This window comes from Streptomyces sp. NPDC002602 (assembly GCF_042889445.1).
In the GTDB taxonomy this organism is placed as follows: Bacteria; Actinomycetota; Actinomycetes; order Streptomycetales; family Streptomycetaceae; genus Streptomyces.
This window is the reverse complement of sequence record NZ_JBIAQX010000002.1, coordinates 62,747-78,918: the sequence shown is the minus strand read 5'-3', so window position 1 is coordinate 78,918 and position 16,172 is coordinate 62,747. Positions and strand designations below refer to the sequence as shown.

Annotated in this window: 14 protein-coding genes; 6 read left to right on the top strand and 8 right to left on the bottom strand. The window is 73.1% G+C overall.

Annotated elements, in window-relative coordinates:
- Nucleotides 1–36 precede the first annotated feature (36 nt).
- The 3 genes from thiE to ACFYW3_RS05725 all read left to right on the top strand — a co-directional run bounded on the left by thiE (nucleotide 37) and on the right by ACFYW3_RS05725 (nucleotide 2,643).
- Nucleotides 37–675 (top strand): thiamine phosphate synthase, encoded by a 639-nt coding sequence (thiE, locus tag ACFYW3_RS05735; RefSeq protein WP_053676029.1) that lies wholly within the window; start codon nucleotides 37–39, stop codon nucleotides 673–675.
- A 73-nt stretch (nucleotides 676–748) separates the two neighbouring features.
- On the top strand, nucleotides 749–1,663 hold the full coding sequence (gene metF, locus ACFYW3_RS05730) for a methylenetetrahydrofolate reductase [NAD(P)H] (protein ID WP_351750089.1): 915 nt from the start codon (nucleotides 749–751) through the stop codon (nucleotides 1,661–1,663).
- A gap of 50 nt (nucleotides 1,664–1,713) precedes the next feature.
- Complete coding sequence (locus tag ACFYW3_RS05725) at nucleotides 1,714–2,643, top strand: hypothetical protein (protein WP_389385653.1); 930 nt, start codon at nucleotides 1,714–1,716, stop codon at nucleotides 2,641–2,643.
- 37 nt (nucleotides 2,644–2,680) lie between these two features.
- Here the strand turns inward: ACFYW3_RS05725 and ACFYW3_RS05720 are convergent, their stop codons facing one another.
- The 5 genes from ACFYW3_RS05720 to ACFYW3_RS05700 form a co-directional block, all read right to left on the bottom strand.
- Nucleotides 2,681–4,093 (bottom strand): phytoene desaturase family protein, encoded by a 1,413-nt coding sequence (locus ACFYW3_RS05720; RefSeq protein WP_389385652.1) that lies wholly within the window; start codon nucleotides 4,091–4,093, stop codon nucleotides 2,681–2,683.
- Nucleotides 4,094–4,201: 108 nt separating this feature from the next.
- On the bottom strand, nucleotides 4,202–4,828 hold the full coding sequence (locus ACFYW3_RS05715; RefSeq protein ID WP_351750086.1) for a DUF4126 domain-containing protein: 627 nt from the start codon (nucleotides 4,826–4,828) through the stop codon (nucleotides 4,202–4,204).
- A 95-nt stretch (nucleotides 4,829–4,923) separates the two neighbouring features.
- Nucleotides 4,924–5,325 (bottom strand): DUF3040 domain-containing protein, encoded by a 402-nt coding sequence (locus tag ACFYW3_RS05710; RefSeq protein WP_053676024.1) that lies wholly within the window; start codon nucleotides 5,323–5,325, stop codon nucleotides 4,924–4,926.
- A gap of 265 nt (nucleotides 5,326–5,590) precedes the next feature.
- Nucleotides 5,591–6,349: a methyltransferase domain-containing protein gene (locus ACFYW3_RS05705; RefSeq protein WP_351750085.1), complete on the bottom strand. Its 759-nt coding sequence runs from the start codon at nucleotides 6,347–6,349 to the stop codon at nucleotides 5,591–5,593.
- A gap of 72 nt (nucleotides 6,350–6,421) precedes the next feature.
- Nucleotides 6,422–6,949, bottom strand: a complete 528-nt coding sequence (locus ACFYW3_RS05700; protein WP_351750084.1) for an SAV_6107 family HEPN domain-containing protein — start codon at nucleotides 6,947–6,949, stop codon at nucleotides 6,422–6,424.
- Nucleotides 6,950–7,230: 281 nt separating this feature from the next.
- On the opposite strand from ACFYW3_RS05700, the gene ACFYW3_RS05695 reads away from it, so the two are divergent.
- The 3 genes from ACFYW3_RS05695 to ACFYW3_RS05685 are packed head-to-tail and all read left to right on the top strand — an operon-like array spanning nucleotide 7,231 to nucleotide 11,046.
- Nucleotides 7,231–8,319, top strand: coding sequence for an ATP-binding cassette domain-containing protein (locus ACFYW3_RS05695; RefSeq protein WP_389385651.1), 1,089 nt, complete (start codon nucleotides 7,231–7,233; stop codon nucleotides 8,317–8,319).
- A complete protein-coding gene (locus ACFYW3_RS05690; protein WP_351750082.1) occupies nucleotides 8,291–10,384 on the top strand; it encodes a YhgE/Pip domain-containing protein in 2,094 nt (697 codons plus the stop codon). The genes ACFYW3_RS05695 and ACFYW3_RS05690 overlap by 29 nt, the downstream gene beginning before the upstream one ends.
- Nucleotides 10,385–10,413: 29 nt before the next feature.
- Nucleotides 10,414–11,046 carry a TetR/AcrR family transcriptional regulator gene (locus tag ACFYW3_RS05685; RefSeq protein ID WP_053676019.1) on the top strand — a complete coding sequence of 211 codons (633 nt, stop codon included), beginning with the start codon at nucleotides 10,414–10,416 and terminating at the stop codon, nucleotides 11,044–11,046.
- Between the two features lie 318 nt (nucleotides 11,047–11,364).
- Here ACFYW3_RS05685 and ACFYW3_RS05680 read toward each other — a convergent pair whose 3' ends face one another.
- The 3 genes from ACFYW3_RS05680 to ACFYW3_RS05670 are packed head-to-tail and all read right to left on the bottom strand — an operon-like array spanning nucleotide 11,365 to nucleotide 16,150.
- A complete protein-coding gene (locus ACFYW3_RS05680) occupies nucleotides 11,365–13,779 on the bottom strand; it encodes a transglutaminaseTgpA domain-containing protein (protein WP_389385650.1) in 2,415 nt (804 codons plus the stop codon).
- The gene (locus tag ACFYW3_RS05675; RefSeq protein WP_351750080.1) at nucleotides 13,776–15,140 is read right to left on the bottom strand and encodes a DUF58 domain-containing protein; all 1,365 of its coding nucleotides are present in this window, start codon (nucleotides 15,138–15,140) and stop codon (nucleotides 13,776–13,778) included. Before ACFYW3_RS05675 ends, ACFYW3_RS05680 begins: the two co-directional genes overlap by 4 nt.
- Nucleotides 15,140–16,150, bottom strand: coding sequence for a MoxR family ATPase (locus ACFYW3_RS05670; protein WP_351750079.1), 1,011 nt, complete (start codon nucleotides 16,148–16,150; stop codon nucleotides 15,140–15,142). The genes ACFYW3_RS05675 and ACFYW3_RS05670 overlap by 1 nt, the downstream gene beginning before the upstream one ends.
- Nucleotides 16,151–16,172 lie beyond the last annotated feature (22 nt).

Genomic DNA, 16,172 nt, shown 5'->3' with positions numbered 1-16,172 from the left:
GGCCCGTACACCGCCACGACCACGGGGGGTACACCCATGCAGCAGCTGTCCGACGCCCGGCTCTATCTGTGCACGGACGCCCGCAAGCGGCAGGGTGACCTTCCCGAGTTCCTCGACGCCGTCCTGGCCGGCGGGGTGGACGTCGTCCAGCTCCGCGACAAGGGCATGGAGGCGGGGGAGGAGCTGGAACACCTCCAGGTCTTCGCCGAGGCGGCCCGCCGCCACGGAAGGCTCCTCGCGGTCAACGACCGCGCCGACGTCGCGCACGCCATCGGCTCCGACGTCCTGCACCTCGGCCAAGGGGACATCCCCGTTCCCGCCGCCCGCGCGATCCTCGGCCCCGACGTCCTCATCGGCCGCTCCTGCCACTCCGAGTCCGAGGTCGACGCGGCCGTCGCCGAGCCCGGCGTGGACTACTTCTGCACCGGCCCCTGCTGGCCCACCCCCACCAAGCCCGGCCGGCACGCCCCCGGCCTCGGGCTCGTCCGCCACGCCGCCTCCCTCGCGCAGGACCGGCCCTGGTTCGCCATCGGCGGCATCGACGCCGGCAACCTGGACGAGGTCCTCGACGCCGGGGCCACCCGTGTCGTGGTCGTGCGCGCGCTCACCGAGGCCTCCGACCCCGGGGCGGCCGCCGCCGAACTGGCCAAGCGGGTCCGCGCCCGTCTCGCGTAGCCGGGTGTCCAAAAACGTGTCCAATGGGCGGACAACGCTTCGGTGTCCGCCGGCGCGCGTCTAACCTGCCGGTATGGCCCTTGGTACCGCTTCCACCTGGTCGGACCGCGCACACACGGTCCGCGAGCTCATCGCGTCCGGGCGCTCGTACTCCTTCGAGTTCTGGGCGCCCAAGACCGAGAAGGGCGAACGCAACCTCTGGAACGCGCTCCGCCGCATCGAGGCGGTGGGCCCGAGCTTCGTGTCCGTCACCTACGGGGCCGGCGGCTCCACGCGCGGAGGCACCGTACGTGCCACCGAGGCCATCGCCGCGAACACCACCCTCACCCCCGTCGCGCACCTCACCGCCGTGGACCAGTCCGTCGCGGAGCTGCGTCACGTCATCGGCCAGTTCGCCGACGCCGGCATCCGCAACATGCTCGCGCTGCGCGGGGACCCGCCCGGCGACCCCATGGCCGACTGGGTCAGGCACCCCGAGGGCGTGGACTACGCGGCCGACCTGGTCCGCCTGCTCAAGGAGTCCGGCGACTTCTGCGTCGGCGTCGCCGCCTTCCCCGAGATGCACCCGCGTTCGGACGACTGGGACACGGACATCCGGCACTTCGTGGACAAGTGCCGCGCGGGCGCCGACTATGCGATCACCCAGATGTTCTTCGATCCGGAGAATTATCTGAGGCTCCGCGACAGCGTCGCGAAGGCGGGCTGTGACACCCCGATCATCCCCGAGGTCATGCCTGTTGTGGGCATCAAGCAGTTGGACCGGCTGCCCCAGCTCAGCACCGCGGTCTTCCCCTCGGCGGTAAAAGACCGCATGCTCGCCGTCAAGGACGATCCGGCCGCTGTACGCTCCATTGGCATCGAGTTCGCCACGGAGTTCTGCGCGCGGCTGCTGTCCGAGGGTGTTCCGGGGCTGCACTTCATCACGCTGAACAACTCCACGGCGACTCTCGAAATCTACGAGAACCTGGGCCTGCACCAGCGGGCCTGATCGGCCGTCCCCCGTTCCCGCGCCGGCGGCCGTACCGAGAGGGGCCACGCATGGGAATGACGGTCCTCTACACCGCGTTCGGATTCGTCGCGTTGTGGCTGCTTGCCGAGGTCCTGATGCAGTACAAGGCCCGGCTCCGCTGGCGCCTGCTCGCCTTCGCCGGTTTCGCCGGCGTGGTCGCCGGGGTGGTGTTGCCGTCGGTGCCCGTCATCGCCGTCGGCGCGACCGCGTTCGCCGTGGGCCAGACCCTGGTGACGCTCTCCTTCCGCAAGGGTTTCGTGGCCGGCTGGGCGCTGCGCCGCGGTGGGGAACCCGTACGGCAGCAGAGCGGCCGGCGCCGGGGCGGCGGCCCGCGCGCCGAACGCCCCGAGCCCACGCTGGAGGTGACGGGGCTGGAGTACGGCGACCGGACGGCCGCCGGGCGCCGCGACGGCGCGGACGCCCCCGACGACTTCGACGACCGGGAGACGAACGTCTTCACCCCGCAGCCGGTTCCCGAGGACACAGGCTCGTACGGGATACAGAGCTTCGCCCCCCAGTACGGCGACCCGTCGGGCCAGTACGCCGACCAGTCGGGCCAGGCGGCCGAAACGGCCGCGTTCGCCTCGCCGTTCGCCGCGGCAGGGCAGGACGGCCAGTACGCGCCGCAGTACGGCGCGCAGCCCCAGGGCGGCTACGACTACTCCGGCGGGTACCCGATGGGCGAGCAGCAGGTCTACGCGGCCTACTCGGACCCGTACATCGGCACCACACCCCAGAGCAACGACTACGCGCCCTACGCGGACGGCACCGGGCAGCAGTACGCGATGGACACCCCGCCCGGCGGGGTCTGGGTACCGCAGCAGCGGTCCACCGACGAGTACGGCGGCCAGTCCTACCCGACGGACGAGCAGTACCAGCAGCAACAGCAGCAGCAGCAGCAACAGCAGCAGTACCCGTACCAGGGCGGCCCCGGCGAGTACGAGCAGTACCGCTACTGACCCGCCCGAGCCCCGGGCCCGAGGCCAGGGGTCACGGCTAGCGGGAGCCGCGGAACTCCGCACCCTCCACGATGAGCCCGGCCACCAGGGCGCCGGTCATGCCCGCGTGCGGGAGCCCGCCGCCCGGGTGGGCCCAGCCGCCCGCGAGGTACAACCCCGGCAGACCCGTGGTGTTCGAGGGGTGGAGCAGCCGTCCGCCGGCTCCCGCGAGGGCGGGCGGCGGCACGGCCCCGTCCAGGGCGCCCGTCGCCGCCGCGATGTCGGCCGGGGTGCGCAGTTCGTGCCACAGCAGCCGCTCCCGCAGACCCGGCACGGCCGGGGCCGCCGCGGCGATCAGCTCCTGCGCGGTGGGCGTCGTGCCGGGCTCCACGACCGCCTGGACGGTGACGGCCTCGTGCGCGGAGTCGGGCCGGACGGCGGGGTCGTCGGGCCGCAGCACGGTCAGGTCCGCTCCGACCAGGGTGCGGTGCACGGCCTCCGCCGGCCTGGGCCCGTCGAGGGCCAGGAACAGCGTGTACCGACCGGGGAGCCCCGTGGGTGGGGCGGGGGCCGGACCGGGCGCCGGCGGGATCCCGAGCGCCCGGGGGTCGACCCCGCAGACCACGGCGTCGGCCTCCACGGTCCCGGCCTCCGCCGTGCTCGTGTCGGCCAGCGAGAGGCCGGCCGCCCGGCCGTCCCGCTCCACGATCCCCCGCACGTCCGCGTCGAAGACGAAGGTCACCTTCCGTTCCAGGCAGCGCTCGTACACGGCCGTGGCCAGCTCCCGGACACCACCGCGCACGTACCAGCTCCCGAAGGTCTGCTCCATGTACGGGAGCACCGCCGCCGAGGCCGGCGCGTCCGTCGGGCGCAGACCGTACGCGCGCACCCGCGCGGTCAGCAGCTCGCCGAGCGGCCCGCCCAGTTCCCGCTCGGCCACCTCGGCGAGGGTCGGCGGGCGTCGCCGCAGCAGGCCGCTCTTGCGCAACGCCGGGTAGGGGTCCGTGCCCAGCACCTGCCAGTCGGGGCGCAGCGGCTCCTCCAGCAGCGGGCGGCGCGTGGCGTTCCAGGCGTCGCGGGCCCGCCCGAGCACCCCGTTCCAGCGGTCCCCGGAGCCCGCGCCGAAGGCCTCGTCGAGCACGGCGGCGGCGCCCCCGCGCGAGGCGTTGGGGAGGGTGACCGAGGTGCCGTCCGGCAGCAGGTGCCGGACCGCGGGGTCCACCTGGACGAGGTCGACGCAGTCCTCCAGCGGCTTCCTGCCCGTCTTCACGAACAGGTCGCGGTAGACGGCGGGCAGGTGCAACAGCCCCGGCCCGGTGTCGAAGGCGAAACCGTCGCGTTCGTACCGGCCGACCGCGCCGCCGTACGTGGAGCCGCGCTCGTACACCGTCACCCGGTGGCCCGCCACGGCCAACCGGGCCGCCGTCGCCATCGCGCCCATCCCGGCGCCGATCACCGCAATTCGTGCCATGCGGCTGAGCCTATCGAGCGAACCGAGGGCCGGGTCGGCCAGGTCGTACGAGGTCAGGGCGGGCGCGGAGCCCGGTCGGCGCCCGCGCGCGACGGGTCGGCGGTGCGCTCAGTGGGGTGGCGCGCCGGAGGTCTGACGCAACTCGGCGGCCATCCGCCTCTCCTCGCGGCGTTGGGCCCGCCGCCTTCGGTAGCGGCGGATCCGACTCCAGAGGAAGAAGATCATCGCCAGGCCGGCCGCCAGCAGCACGGCCGCGATGATCGCGGCGGCCTGGGGGTTGAACATGGCGAACGTGACGATGCCCGCCACACCGAGGTCCTCGGCGGTGCTCAGGGCGATGTTGGTGAACGGTTCCGGTGAGGTGTTGACCGCCATCCGGGTACCGGCCTTGACGAAATGGCTGGCCAGCGCGGTGGAACCGCCGACGGCCCCGGCGGCCAGGTCGGGGAGCGAGCCGCTCTGCCCGGCCAGCAGGGCCCCGACCACCGCACCCGCCACCGGGCGGATCACGGTGTGCAGGGTGTCCCACAGCGAGTCCACGTAGGGGATCTTGTCGGCCACCGCCTCGCAGAGGAACAGCACGCCGGCGACGATCAGGACGTCGGGGCGCTGCAACGACTCCGGAACCTCGTCCGTGAGCCCGGTCGCGCCGAAGATGCCGAGCAGGAGGACCACGGCGTAGGCGTTGATCCCACTGGCCCAGCCACTGGTGAAGACCAGGGGCAGCACAGTCATTCGGTCATCATGCCGCAGGACGGGTGATCCGTCCGGGAGAACGGCGAGGGGACGGCCGCCCGTCGGCGACCGTCCCCTCGCTCATGTCTGTGGGGCTACTGCCCCTGTTCGTCACGGCGGCGCTGCCACCGTTCCTCGATGCGCGTCATCATCGACCGACGCTGTCGGTTCCGGCCGCGGGCCGAACCACCTGCACTGTCGGAGACGGGCTGCTCGCCAGGCTTGGGTGCCTTGCGCCAACCGGTGACCACGAGAACCGTACAGCCCAGCATGACGAGGAAACCCACCACGCTGATCCAGAGCACGTTCGGCACGATCACACCGGTCATGAGGAGCGCGATACCCACCACAATGCCTGCGACTGCCTGGTAAACCCGTCGCCGGGTGTACGTGCGCAGTCCGCTTCCCTCAAGCGCTGTCGCGAACTTGGGATCTTCGGCGTACAGCGCTCGCTCCATCTGCTCGAGCATTCGCTGCTCGTGCTCCGAGAGCGGCACGGGAGTCCTCCTCATCCGTCGGTCGCGAAGGGTAGCGACCAGGGGTCCCCTTCAGGATAGGCGGGGAATCGCCCCCGTGATACCCGCCCTCTACGCCACGTTCGAAAAATGCCCTGCGTACAAACCGTACCGTCGGCCGTGCGGTCACTGAGGCGCTTATTCCCCAATGGTCCGTCCGCCATGCCGACCGGTGTCCTCGATCATACGGGGCCGGCGGCCGGTTCACAGGGTGTCGGCGGATCCGCGTGCGCGGACGCGCCGCAGATCAGGCGGTCTTCTCGCCCAGAACGTGCAACTGCGTGGCCACCGCGTGGAAGGCGGGCAGCTCGGCGGCGGCCTCCTCCAGGCGCAGCAGCGCCTCCACCGCGCCGGGCTCGGTGTCGACCAGGACGCCCGGGACGAGGTCCGCGAAGATCCGTACACCGTGCACCGCGCCGACCTCCAGGCCGGCTCCGCCCACCAGCTCGGTGAGCTGCTCGGCGGTGAAGCGGCGCGGGACCGGGTCGCCGGTGCCCCATCGACCCGCCGGGTCGGTGAGGGCGGTACGGGCCTCGGTGAAGTGCCCCGCCAGCGCGCGGGCCAGGACGGCTCCGCCGAGTCCGGCGCCGAGCAGGCTCAGGATCCCGCCCGATCGCAGGGCCGCGACGGCGTTGGCCACGCCCTCGGCCGGGTCGTCCACGTACTCCAGCACGCCGTGGCAGAGCACCACGTCGTACGCGTCCCGGTCGACGACGTCCAGCAGGCCCTGGGCGTCGCCCTGGACCCCTCGCACCAGATCGGCGACACCGGCCTCGGAGACCCGACGCTCCAGCCCGAACAGCGCGTTCGGGCTGGGGTCGACCACCGTCACCCGGTGGCCCAGTCGGGCCACCGGGACGGCGAACTTTCCGGTGCCGCCGCCGGTGTCCAGCACGTCCAGCACGTCCCGCCCGGTCGCCTTCACCCGGCGGTCGAGGGCCTCCTTGAGGACCTCCCACACCACGGCGGTGCGGAGGGAGGCACGGGGGCGGGAAGTGTCCGACACGGCTGATGGCTCCTCGGCGCGGTAAGGGTGAGCGGGCGTGCCCCACCCTATTGCCTCAGGCCGCCGACCAGCTCATCCCGCGTGCGGACGCTCCGGCCGCGGCTGCGGCAGGGCCGTGGGCAGGCTCTGCGCGGCGGTGGGCGGGCCCTGTGCGGCAGCCGGGGTCACCGGTCGCAGGGACAGCATCCGCTCGACCAGGCGCAGGAACATCCCCACCTCGCGGACGAGGTCGTCGGCCTCCCGACCCGTCGCGGCGTCCGGTATGCCGGCCTCGGCCCGGGCCCGGCGTTCGGCGCCCGAGGCGAACAGGGCGCTCCACTCCGTCAGCTCCGGCGCCATCTCCGGCAGCACCTCCCACGCGCTGCGGATCCGGGGCCGCCGGCGCGGGTTGACCGGTTCGGGCTTCACGCGCGCGGCCAGCACGGCCGCCGCCGCGCGCAGGGCGGCGAGGTGTGCGGTGGCGTAGCGCTCGTTGGGCAGGGACAGTCCGACCGCCTCGGTCAGGCCGCGGTGGGCCTTGGCGAGCAGATCGAGGGCGGCCGGCGGTGCCGACGCTTTCCTCGGGACGGGGTGGACAGGGGACGGGGACGGTGTGGCCATGACGAACCTCCTGTCGATGCGTGCTGCTTCTGATGCCGGGTACTGCTCGGGTACTGCCTTTTCGGGTACTGCCTGTTCCGGTACCGCCGTTCGGGTGGTGCTGCCTTGCCCGCCGCGTTGTCGCGCTGCGTGAGTCCATCGTGACCCCCGCCACTGACAATCCCGGTGACCTGCACTTTTACCCCCGGTTGGGGATCTTCACCCCCCTGGCCGCAACCGGAACCCGCGGAACCTGCTAGTTTTTGAACTGACCAGTCAGTTCAAAAGAAGGGGGAGGCGGCGTGGAGAGCCCACACGGAGCGGCCGTCAAGGCCGAGGACTTCGGACTCAAGGGCCCGCGCGGCTGGGTCTTCCGGGGAGTGGGGATCGACGCCGCGCCCGGCTCGCTCATCGCGCTGGAAGGCCCCTCCGGAAGCGGCCGGACCTGCCTGCTCCTCGCCCTCACCGGCCGGATGAAGCCCTCCGAGGGCCAGGCCGAGATCGGCGGGCACCCGCTGCCGAAGAAGATGACCGCGGTGCGGCGGATCGCCGCCCTCGGGCACGTCCCCGGGGTCAACGACCTCGACGAGGCGCTCACCGTCGCCGAGCAACTGCGCGAGGGGGCCATGCTCCAGCGCCGTTACGAGGGTCCCGTGCGGGCCCTGTTCCGACCGCGCGGAGAGCGCCGCGCCGCCGCCGCGGCCCGGATCGAGGAGGCCCTCGCGACCGCCGGGCTCGACCTGGCGACCCTGCCCAAGGGGCCGCGCACCTCCGTCCGCGACCTGGAGCGGCTGGAGGCCGTCCGGCTGTCCGTGGCCATCGCCCTGCTGGGCGGGCCCCGACTGCTGGCCCTGGACGACACCGACCTCAAGCTCTCGGCCGCCGAGCGCGCCGAACTGTGGGCGCTGCTCCGCTCGATCGCCGACCGGGGCACCACCGTCCTCGCGGTGTGCGACGAGGCGCCGGAGGGGGTCCTGGTGCTGCGCACGGTCGCGACCGCGGTCGAGCCCACCGCCGTGCCGACCACCGGGGCCAAGGCCTCACCCGCCCCGGCCGCCCGGTCGGGCGGCGGCACGGAATCCCCGATCACCTGGGGAGCCAAGCCCGAGAACAAGCCCGAGCCGGCGGGCGAGCCCGAGCCGGAAGCCGAGCCGGAAGCCGAGCCGGAAGAACCCGAGCCCGGGGCCGAGGCCGAGGCCGAGACCGACACCGGCCAGGACGGCGACACGGCCACCACCGACAAGGACGCGGCCACCACCGACAAGGACGCGGCCATCACCGACAAGGACACGGCCGCCGCCGACAACGGCACGGCCGCCGGCACCGACGACGACACCGACGACGACACGAAGGGGACGGACGATGCGCTCGCCGAAGCTCGCCGCGCTTGAGCTGAAGCGGTTCGGGCGGGGGAAGCTGCCCCGGGCCGCTCTCGTCGCGCTGCTCCTCCTGCCGCTGCTCTACGGAGCCCTGTACCTCTGGTCCTTCTGGAACCCCTACGGCAACCTCGACAAGGTTCCCGTGGCCCTCGTCAACTCCGACCGCGGCGCCACCGTCGACGGCAAGCACCTCGCCGCGGGCGACGAGATCACCAAGAAGCTGCGCGACAGCAAGACCTTCGACTGGCGCGAGGTCGACGCGGACGAGGCGGCCGAGGGGCTGGAGGAGGGGAAGTACTACCTGTCCCTGACCATGCCCGCCGACTTCAGCGCGAAGATCGCCTCCAGTTCCGGCGCCGACCCCACCACCGGGGCGCTCCAGGTCCGGACGAACGACGCGAACAACTACATCGTCGGCTCGATCTCCAAGACCGTCTTCTCCGAGGTCCGTTCCGCCGCGTCCACCAACGCCTCCCGCGGATTCCTCGACAAGATCTTCGTCAACTTCTCCGACCTGCACGACAAGACCGCCGAGGCCGCCGACGGCGCCGACAAGCTCAAGGACGGCGCCGGCAAGGCCAAGCAGGGCGCCAAGGACCTCGCCGACGGCCTCGACACGGCCAAGGAGAAGACGGGCGAGCTCAACGGCGGGCTGAAGAAGCTGAACACGGCCGCCGGGCAGTTGGAGACCGGTTCGAAGGACCTCGCCGCCGGCACCCAGACCCTCGCCGACAAGGTCAACGGGGCCGCCGCCAAGGCCAAGCCCTTCGTCAGCGACCCGAAGTCCCTGGCCGCCACCGCCGAACTCGTCGCGGACACCGCCCAGGTGGTCAACAAGCACCTGGACTCCTTCGCCAAGAACGCCCCGGCCGCCGCCGCCGTCACCCAGCGGGCCGCGACCGGCGCGGACAAGTACTACACCGCCCACTGCGTCACCCCGGGCGCCGAGCCGCACCTGGCCTCCTGCCCCGACCTGAAGCGGATCAAGGACGACACCGCCGAGGGCGCCATGCTGGCCGGTGACGTCAACGACGTCGTCAAGGCCTCCGGCACCGACATGGGCAAGCTCCGCCGTCAGCTCGACGACCTGGAGAACAAGGCCCGCGAACTCGCCGACAAGGCCCCCGGCCTGTCCTCCGACCTCAACGCGGCCGTCGCCAAGGTCAACGCCCTGAACACCGGCGCCCAGAAGGTCGCCTCCGGCATGACGCAACTGCACACCGGCCTCGGCACCGCCTTCACCGGCTCCGGCGCGCTCACCGAGGGCGTCGGCAAGCTCGGGGACGGCGCGCACACCCTGGACAGCGGCATGTACAAGCTGGTCGACGGCAGCGGCGAACTCGCCGGCGGCCTGCACGACGGCGCCGGCAAGATCCCGGACTACGACCAGCAGGCCCGCGACGCCCGGACCCAGGTCATGGCCGACCCCGTCCGGCTCGCCAACCAGTCCCTCCACAAGGCGCCCAACTACGGCACCGGCTTCGCCCCGTACTTCATCCCGCTCTCCCTGTGGGTCGGCGCGATGGTCGCCTACATGCTGATCGCCCCGCTGAACCGGCGGGCCCTGGCCGCCGGAGCCTCGCCCTGGCGGGTCGCCCTCGCGGGCTGGCTGCCCGTGGCCGGCATCGGCTTCGCACAGGTCGCCCTGTTGATGTCGGTGCTCCACTGGGCCCCGGACCTCGGCCTGGAGATGGCCCGGCCCGCGCTCACCATCGCCTTCCTGATGCTGGTCACCTGCTGCTTCGCGGCGATCGTCCAGTGGCTCAACGCCAAGTTCGGGGCGGCCGGACGCATCCTGGTCCTCGCCGTCCTGATGCTCCAGTTGACCTCGGCGGGCGGCACGTACCCCGTTCAGACCAGCCCCGCCTTCTTCAACTGGATCCACCCGTACCTGCCCATGTCGTACGTCGTCGAGAGCCTGCGCCGCCTCATCACCGGCGGCGACCTCGCCCCGGTGTGGCAGGGATCCCTGGTCCTGCTGGCCTTCACGGTCGGAGCCCTGGCCCTGACCGCGCTCGCCGCCCGCGGCAAGCAGGTGTGGACGATGAGTCGACTGCACCCGGAACTGAGCCTGTAGAGAGCTGTTGACCTGTGAGAATCAGCGCCATGGAAAGCAGCAGCACCGGTACGGCCGCCGGCGGCGGTCGACGTCAGGCCACCCGGCAGAAGCTCTACGAAGCGGCCGTCACCCTCATCGCCGAGCAGGGCTTCTCCGCGACCACGGTCGACGAGATCGCCGAACGGGCGGGCGTGGCCAAGGGCACCGTCTACTACAACTTCGCGAGCAAGAACGACCTCTTCGAGGAGCTGCTGCGGCACGGGGTGGGGCTGTTGACCGTCTCGCTGCGGACGGCGGCGGAGGAGACGGAGGCGCGCGGCGGCACCCGGATCGAGGCGCTCGACGCGATGATCCGCGCGGGCCTGGTCTTCATCGACCGGTACCCGGCCTTCACCCAGCTGTACGTCGCCGAGCTCTGGCGGACCAACCGCACCTGGCAGTCCACGCTGATGGTGGTCCGCCGCGAGGCGGTGGCGGTGGTGGAGGACGTCCTGCGCGAAGGGGTCGAGCGGGGCGAACTGAGCGCCGAGATCGACGTCCCGCTGACGGCGGCCGCCATGGTGGGCATGGTGCTGGTGGCCGCGCTGGACTGGCAGTCCTTCCAGAGCGAGCGGTCCCTGGACGACGTCCACTCGGCCCTGTCGCTGCTGCTGCGGGGCCGGGTGAGCGGCAGCCGCTGACCCCCGGTCGGCGGTGCCGCCCGGGGACGGTCCCGGCGTAGAACTGAGTATCCGTACCCAGCCCTCCGGATGAGTACGAGTACGGATGGGTTCCCACCTGCGCACACAGCAGACTGGGGGCACGGACCGGGCGCCCGGTCCCGCACCGCGGACACGGGGCCGCGGAGCGGGACCGGGCCCTCGTCCTCGGCCGGGAGGGGTACGGGGGACCCGGCGACACGAACGCCGGTGCGGCGGGGCTCGGGGGGAACGAGCCTCGCCGCACCGGCGTTTTCGCGTGCTTGGGTCCGGGGCCGACCCCGAGGGGCCGGCCCGGGCTCAGCCCCGGCCGCGCAGCGGGAGCCGGATCCGACCGGACAGCGCCGCGCCCCGGGCGGTCACGCCCGACCAACGGGTCGACGCGGCCCAGGAGAGCCGGGCCAGGGACCGGGGCAGCAACAGGGCCCGTACCCGGGTGCCGCGCGACACGGTCGCGAGCAGCGCGGCACTCGCCAGCAGGACGTCGTCCGCCAGCCCCTCGTACGAGGTGTCCGCGCCCGGCGGGGCGTACAGAGCCCGTTCCACCGCGCCCGCGACCCGGTGCACGGCCCGGGCGGCCTCGTCCTCCAGCCGGCCCAGGACGACCACCCGCCCCGCCGCCCGGCGGGGGGACAGGGCCTCGTCCGGCGGGATGTTCACGTCCCAGGCCGCGTCGCCCAACTCGCGCCAGGCGAGCAGCACGTCGCCGGCCGCCAGCCGCCGCGTCCGGATCCTGCGCCGCCACAGCAGGGGCAGCAGGGGCAGACCCAGGACGAGGATCCCCGCGGCCGTCCAGCCCAGGACCGACAGCGGCGTCACCCCACCGTCGGAGTTCCCGCCCTGCGAGAGCACGGGCCCGCCGCACTCGCCGAGCTTCTTCAGCTCCGGCGGGCAGTCCTCCGCCTTCGACGGGGCCGCCGAAGGCGCCGACGCGCCCGGCGAGGGCAGCGCCGCCGGGGCGGACGGCTGCGCGGTCGGCTGCGCGGCCCGGCTGTACTCCGGTACCGAGATGCCCGAACGGGGGGTCGGCTCGAACCGGGTCCAGCCCACGCCCTCGAAGTACAGCTCGGGCCACGCGTGCGCGTCCCGCAGCGACACGTTCACGCTGCCGTCGGCCTGCTTGGAGCCCGGGGTGAACCCGACCGCCACCCGCGCCGGGATGTTCAGCGAGCGGGCCATCGCCGCCATCGAGAACGAGAAGTGGACGCAGAAGCCCTCCTTGTCGTTCAGGAACCGGGCGATGGCCTGCGAACCCGAACCGGAACTCACCGTGGTGTCGTAGCGGAACCCGCCGCTCACCGCGAAGAAGTCCTGGAGCCGGACCGCCCGCGTGTAGTCGTCGGTCGCGCCCCGGGTGACCTTCCTGGCCGTCTCGGCGACGACCGGCGGCAGGCCGGACGGCAGCTTCGTGTACTCGGACCGGACCGCCGGGTCCGGCTCGGGGGCGTTGCGCAACTGCGAGGCCGTCGGCCGGAGCAGCAGGCTGCGCACCGTGTACTGGGCGCCCTGCACGTTCTGGAAGCGGTCCTTGCCCAACTGGTCCCCGACCAGGGTCCGGCCGGCCGGCTCGAACCGCCACTTCCCGCCGATGTCCACCTGCGTCGCCGGGTACGGCATCGGCAGGTAGCGCTGCGCGTACGTCTGGGCCGCCGAGACGGTCGTGCGCACCTCGGCCGCGTCCCGGCGCACCTCACCGCCGAGCCCCTGCGGGTTGGGCAACCTCTCCGGCACGTCCGTCAGGGGGCGCCCGGAGGCCTCCCACTTGACCCCGTTGAACTCGTCGAGCGCGAGGATGCGCAGGTACTGCTCGGACTGCTGGGGGCTGTCCGTGCGGTACCGCAGCACCACCCGGTTGTCCTGCGCGTTCAGGCTGCCCTGGAGCGACACCAGCGGGTTCACCGCCGAGATCGTCCCGCCGCCCGCGCCGTTGCCCGCACCGCCGTCGTCCCCGGTGCCCAGCATGCCGCCGCCCAGCGACGGCAGCACCGCCGGCACGGCCAGCGCCAGACCGAGCGTGACCACGCCGATCCGCCGGCCGGTGCGCACCGGGGCCACGGCCCGGGTGCCGTCCTTGCCGCCCCCGTAGCCGGAAGCGGCCGAGACGCGCCCGCCCGGTGCCGCGCCGAAGACCCGGCCCCACTGCGCGAGCCGGTCCCGCCCCTCGGTCAACAGCAGCATCAGGAAGCCGCAGCCCGCCAGCAGGAAGGAGAACCAGGCGCCGCCCTGACCGGCCGAGAGCCCGGCGGCCACCGAGTAGAGCGCCAACAGCGGCAGTCCGGCCGCCGCGGCCGTCCGCATCGTGACGGCCAGCATGTCCACCAGCAGACCGATCAGCAGCACCCCGGCGAGCAGCAGCAGCCGTATGCCGTCCGTCAGCGGCGCCGGTATGGCGAACTCGCCGACATCGCGCACACCCTGCTGGAACAGCGACCCGAAGTCCGTGACCAGGTGGCCCAGCAGCCCGCCGGAGGGCGACTCGGCCTTCCCCGCGAAGAGGAAGACAAGCAGCAGCAGCGTCACCAGGAGCTGCGCCGCCACCGTCAGCGACCGCGCCAACGGGATCCGCCGGGCCCCGGCCCCCACGGCGCTCTGCACGCCGAGCAGTACCGCCGCCTGCACCAGCCAGCCGGAGGACTCCACCAGCGGGGCCAGCGACCAGGAGGTCAGCAGTGTGGCCAGCATCGCGAAGAACGTCAGTCGTGCGCGCCCGCTCATCCCCAACCTCCGGAAGTCGCCGTGCCGAGCGGGGAGTTCCCGGCCTGCCGCCACAGATCGCCGAAGGCCACCCCGGGCGGGGCGGCCAGTGCCGTCCAGCCCGCGTCGCGCAGCCGGCCCAGCCGTGTCTCCACCCGCGAGGTCTCGCCCGTCCAGGCCGCGGAGTCCAGCACGAACGCCACGGCGCCCCCGCTGCGCTGCCGCATCCTGCTCGCCATCTCCGTCTGTACGTCGTCCAGGTCGCCGAGGAAGGCGATGAGGAGCCCGTCGGAGCCCGCCCCGCCGAAGCCCCCGCCCGCCCCGCCGCCGCGGAGCGCGTCGTGGGCCTTGGACAGCCCGCTCTCGTCGGAGTGCCCGATGACCGCGAGGGTGTCCAGCATCAGCCCGGCCGCCTCGGCGGGATCGTGCCCGCCGGAGGAGAAGCCGCCGCCGGTGTCGCCGGGTACCGAGGTGCCGTTGTCGGTCAGCAGCCGCACCGAGAACCCCTGCTCCAGCAGGTGCACCAGGGTGGAGGCGGCCCCGGACACGGCCCACTCGAAGGCGGAGTCGGGGCCGGCGCCCCGGTAGGCGTCCGCCCGGGTGTCCAGCAGGACCGTGGCCCTGGTGCGCTGGGGCTGCTCCTCGCGGCGCACCATCAGCTCGCCGTAGCGGGCGGTGGAGCGCCAGTGCACCCGACGCAGGTCGTCGCCGCGCCGGTACTCGCGCGGGATCACGTCGTCGTCGCCGGCCAGGGCCAGGGAGCGGCGGCTGCCGTCGCCGTGGCCGTTGGCCTCGCCGGTCAGGCGGACCGCGGGCAGGGCCTCGGTGCGCGGGATGACGGTGAGGGTGTCGTAGGTGCTGAAGGAACGGGTCAACTCGACCATCCCGAAGGGGTCGGTCAGCCGGAGCTGGAGCGGGCCCAGCGGGTAGCGGCCGCGCAGGTCGGAGCGGACCCGGTAGGACACCTCGCGGCGCCCCGCGGGCTCGACCCGGTCCAGGACGAAGCGGGGCCGGGGCCCCAGCACGTACGGCACCCGGTCCTGGAGCATCAGCAGCCCGGTGGGCATCCTGGAGGTGTTGTCCATGCGCAGTTGCACCCTGGCCTCACCGCCCGCGGGCACCCGGTCCGGGGTCAGCCGGCGGCTGCCGGAGACCCGGTGGCGGGTGCGGTGCAGGGCGACGACACAGATCAGGGGGAGCAGGGCCAGCAGCAGTCCGACCCGGAGCAGCTCGCCCTGTCCGAGTACGTACGCGCACGCGGCGGCCGCGATCCCGGCGGCCAGGAACGAGCGGCCGCGCGTGGTCAGCCCCGACAGCGAGGCGCGCAGACCGGCGCCGCCCCCTCCCGCGCCACCGGCGCCGCTCGGGGCACCGGCGCTCATCAGAAGCCCCGGATGCCCGCGCCGGGCGGCATCTCGCCGCGTGCGTGCGCGGCCGGCACGGGGGTGCGCTGCAGGATGTCGGCGACGACCTGCTCGGCGGTCCGCCGGTTCAGCTGGGCCTGCGCGGTCGGCAGCAGCCGGTGCGCGAGGACCGGGGCGGCCAGCGCCTGGACGTCGTCGGGCAGGACGTAGTCCCGGCCGGTCAGCGCGGCGGACGCCTTCACGGCGCGCAGCAGGTGCAGGGTGGCGCGGGGCGAGGCGCCCAGGCGCAGGTCCGGGTGGCTGCGGGTGGCGGAGACCAGGTCGACCACGTAGCGGCGCACGGGCTCGGCCACGTACACCTCGCGGACGGCCTCTATCAGCTTGACGATGTCGTGGGCGTGCGCGACGGCCTGCAGGTCGTCCAGCGGGGAGAGCCCGCCGTGCACGTCCAGCATCTGGAGCTCGGCCTCCGGGCTGGGGTAGCCGACCGAGACGCGGGCCATGAAACGGTCGCGCTGGGCCTCGGGGAGCGGGTAGGTGCCCTCCATCTCCACCGGGTTCTGGGTGGCGACCACCATGAAGGGGCTGGGAAGCGTGTAGGTCGTGCCGTCGATGGTGACCTGGCGTTCCTCCATCGACTCCAGCAGCGCGGACTGGGTCTTGGGGGAGGCGCGGTTGATCTCGTCGCCGATGACGATCTGGGCGAAGATCGCGCCGGGCTTGAACTCGAACTCGCGGCGCTGCTGGTCGTAGATGCTGACGCCGGTGATGTCGGACGGCAGCAGGTCCGGCGTGAACTGGATGCGCTGCACCGAGCAGTCGATGGACTTGGCGAGCGTCTTGGCCAGCATGGTCTTGCCGACGCCGGGCACGTCCTCGATCAGCAGGTGCCCCTCCGCGAGCAGGACCGTCAGCGCGAGGCGGACGACCTCCGGCTTGCCCTCGATCACGCTCTCGACCGAGTGGCGGACCCGCTCCGCAGTGCTGGTCAGATCCGCGAGGCTCGCTCGGTCGTCATACGTGGTCACCTTGTTCTCCTCGGCCCTTGTT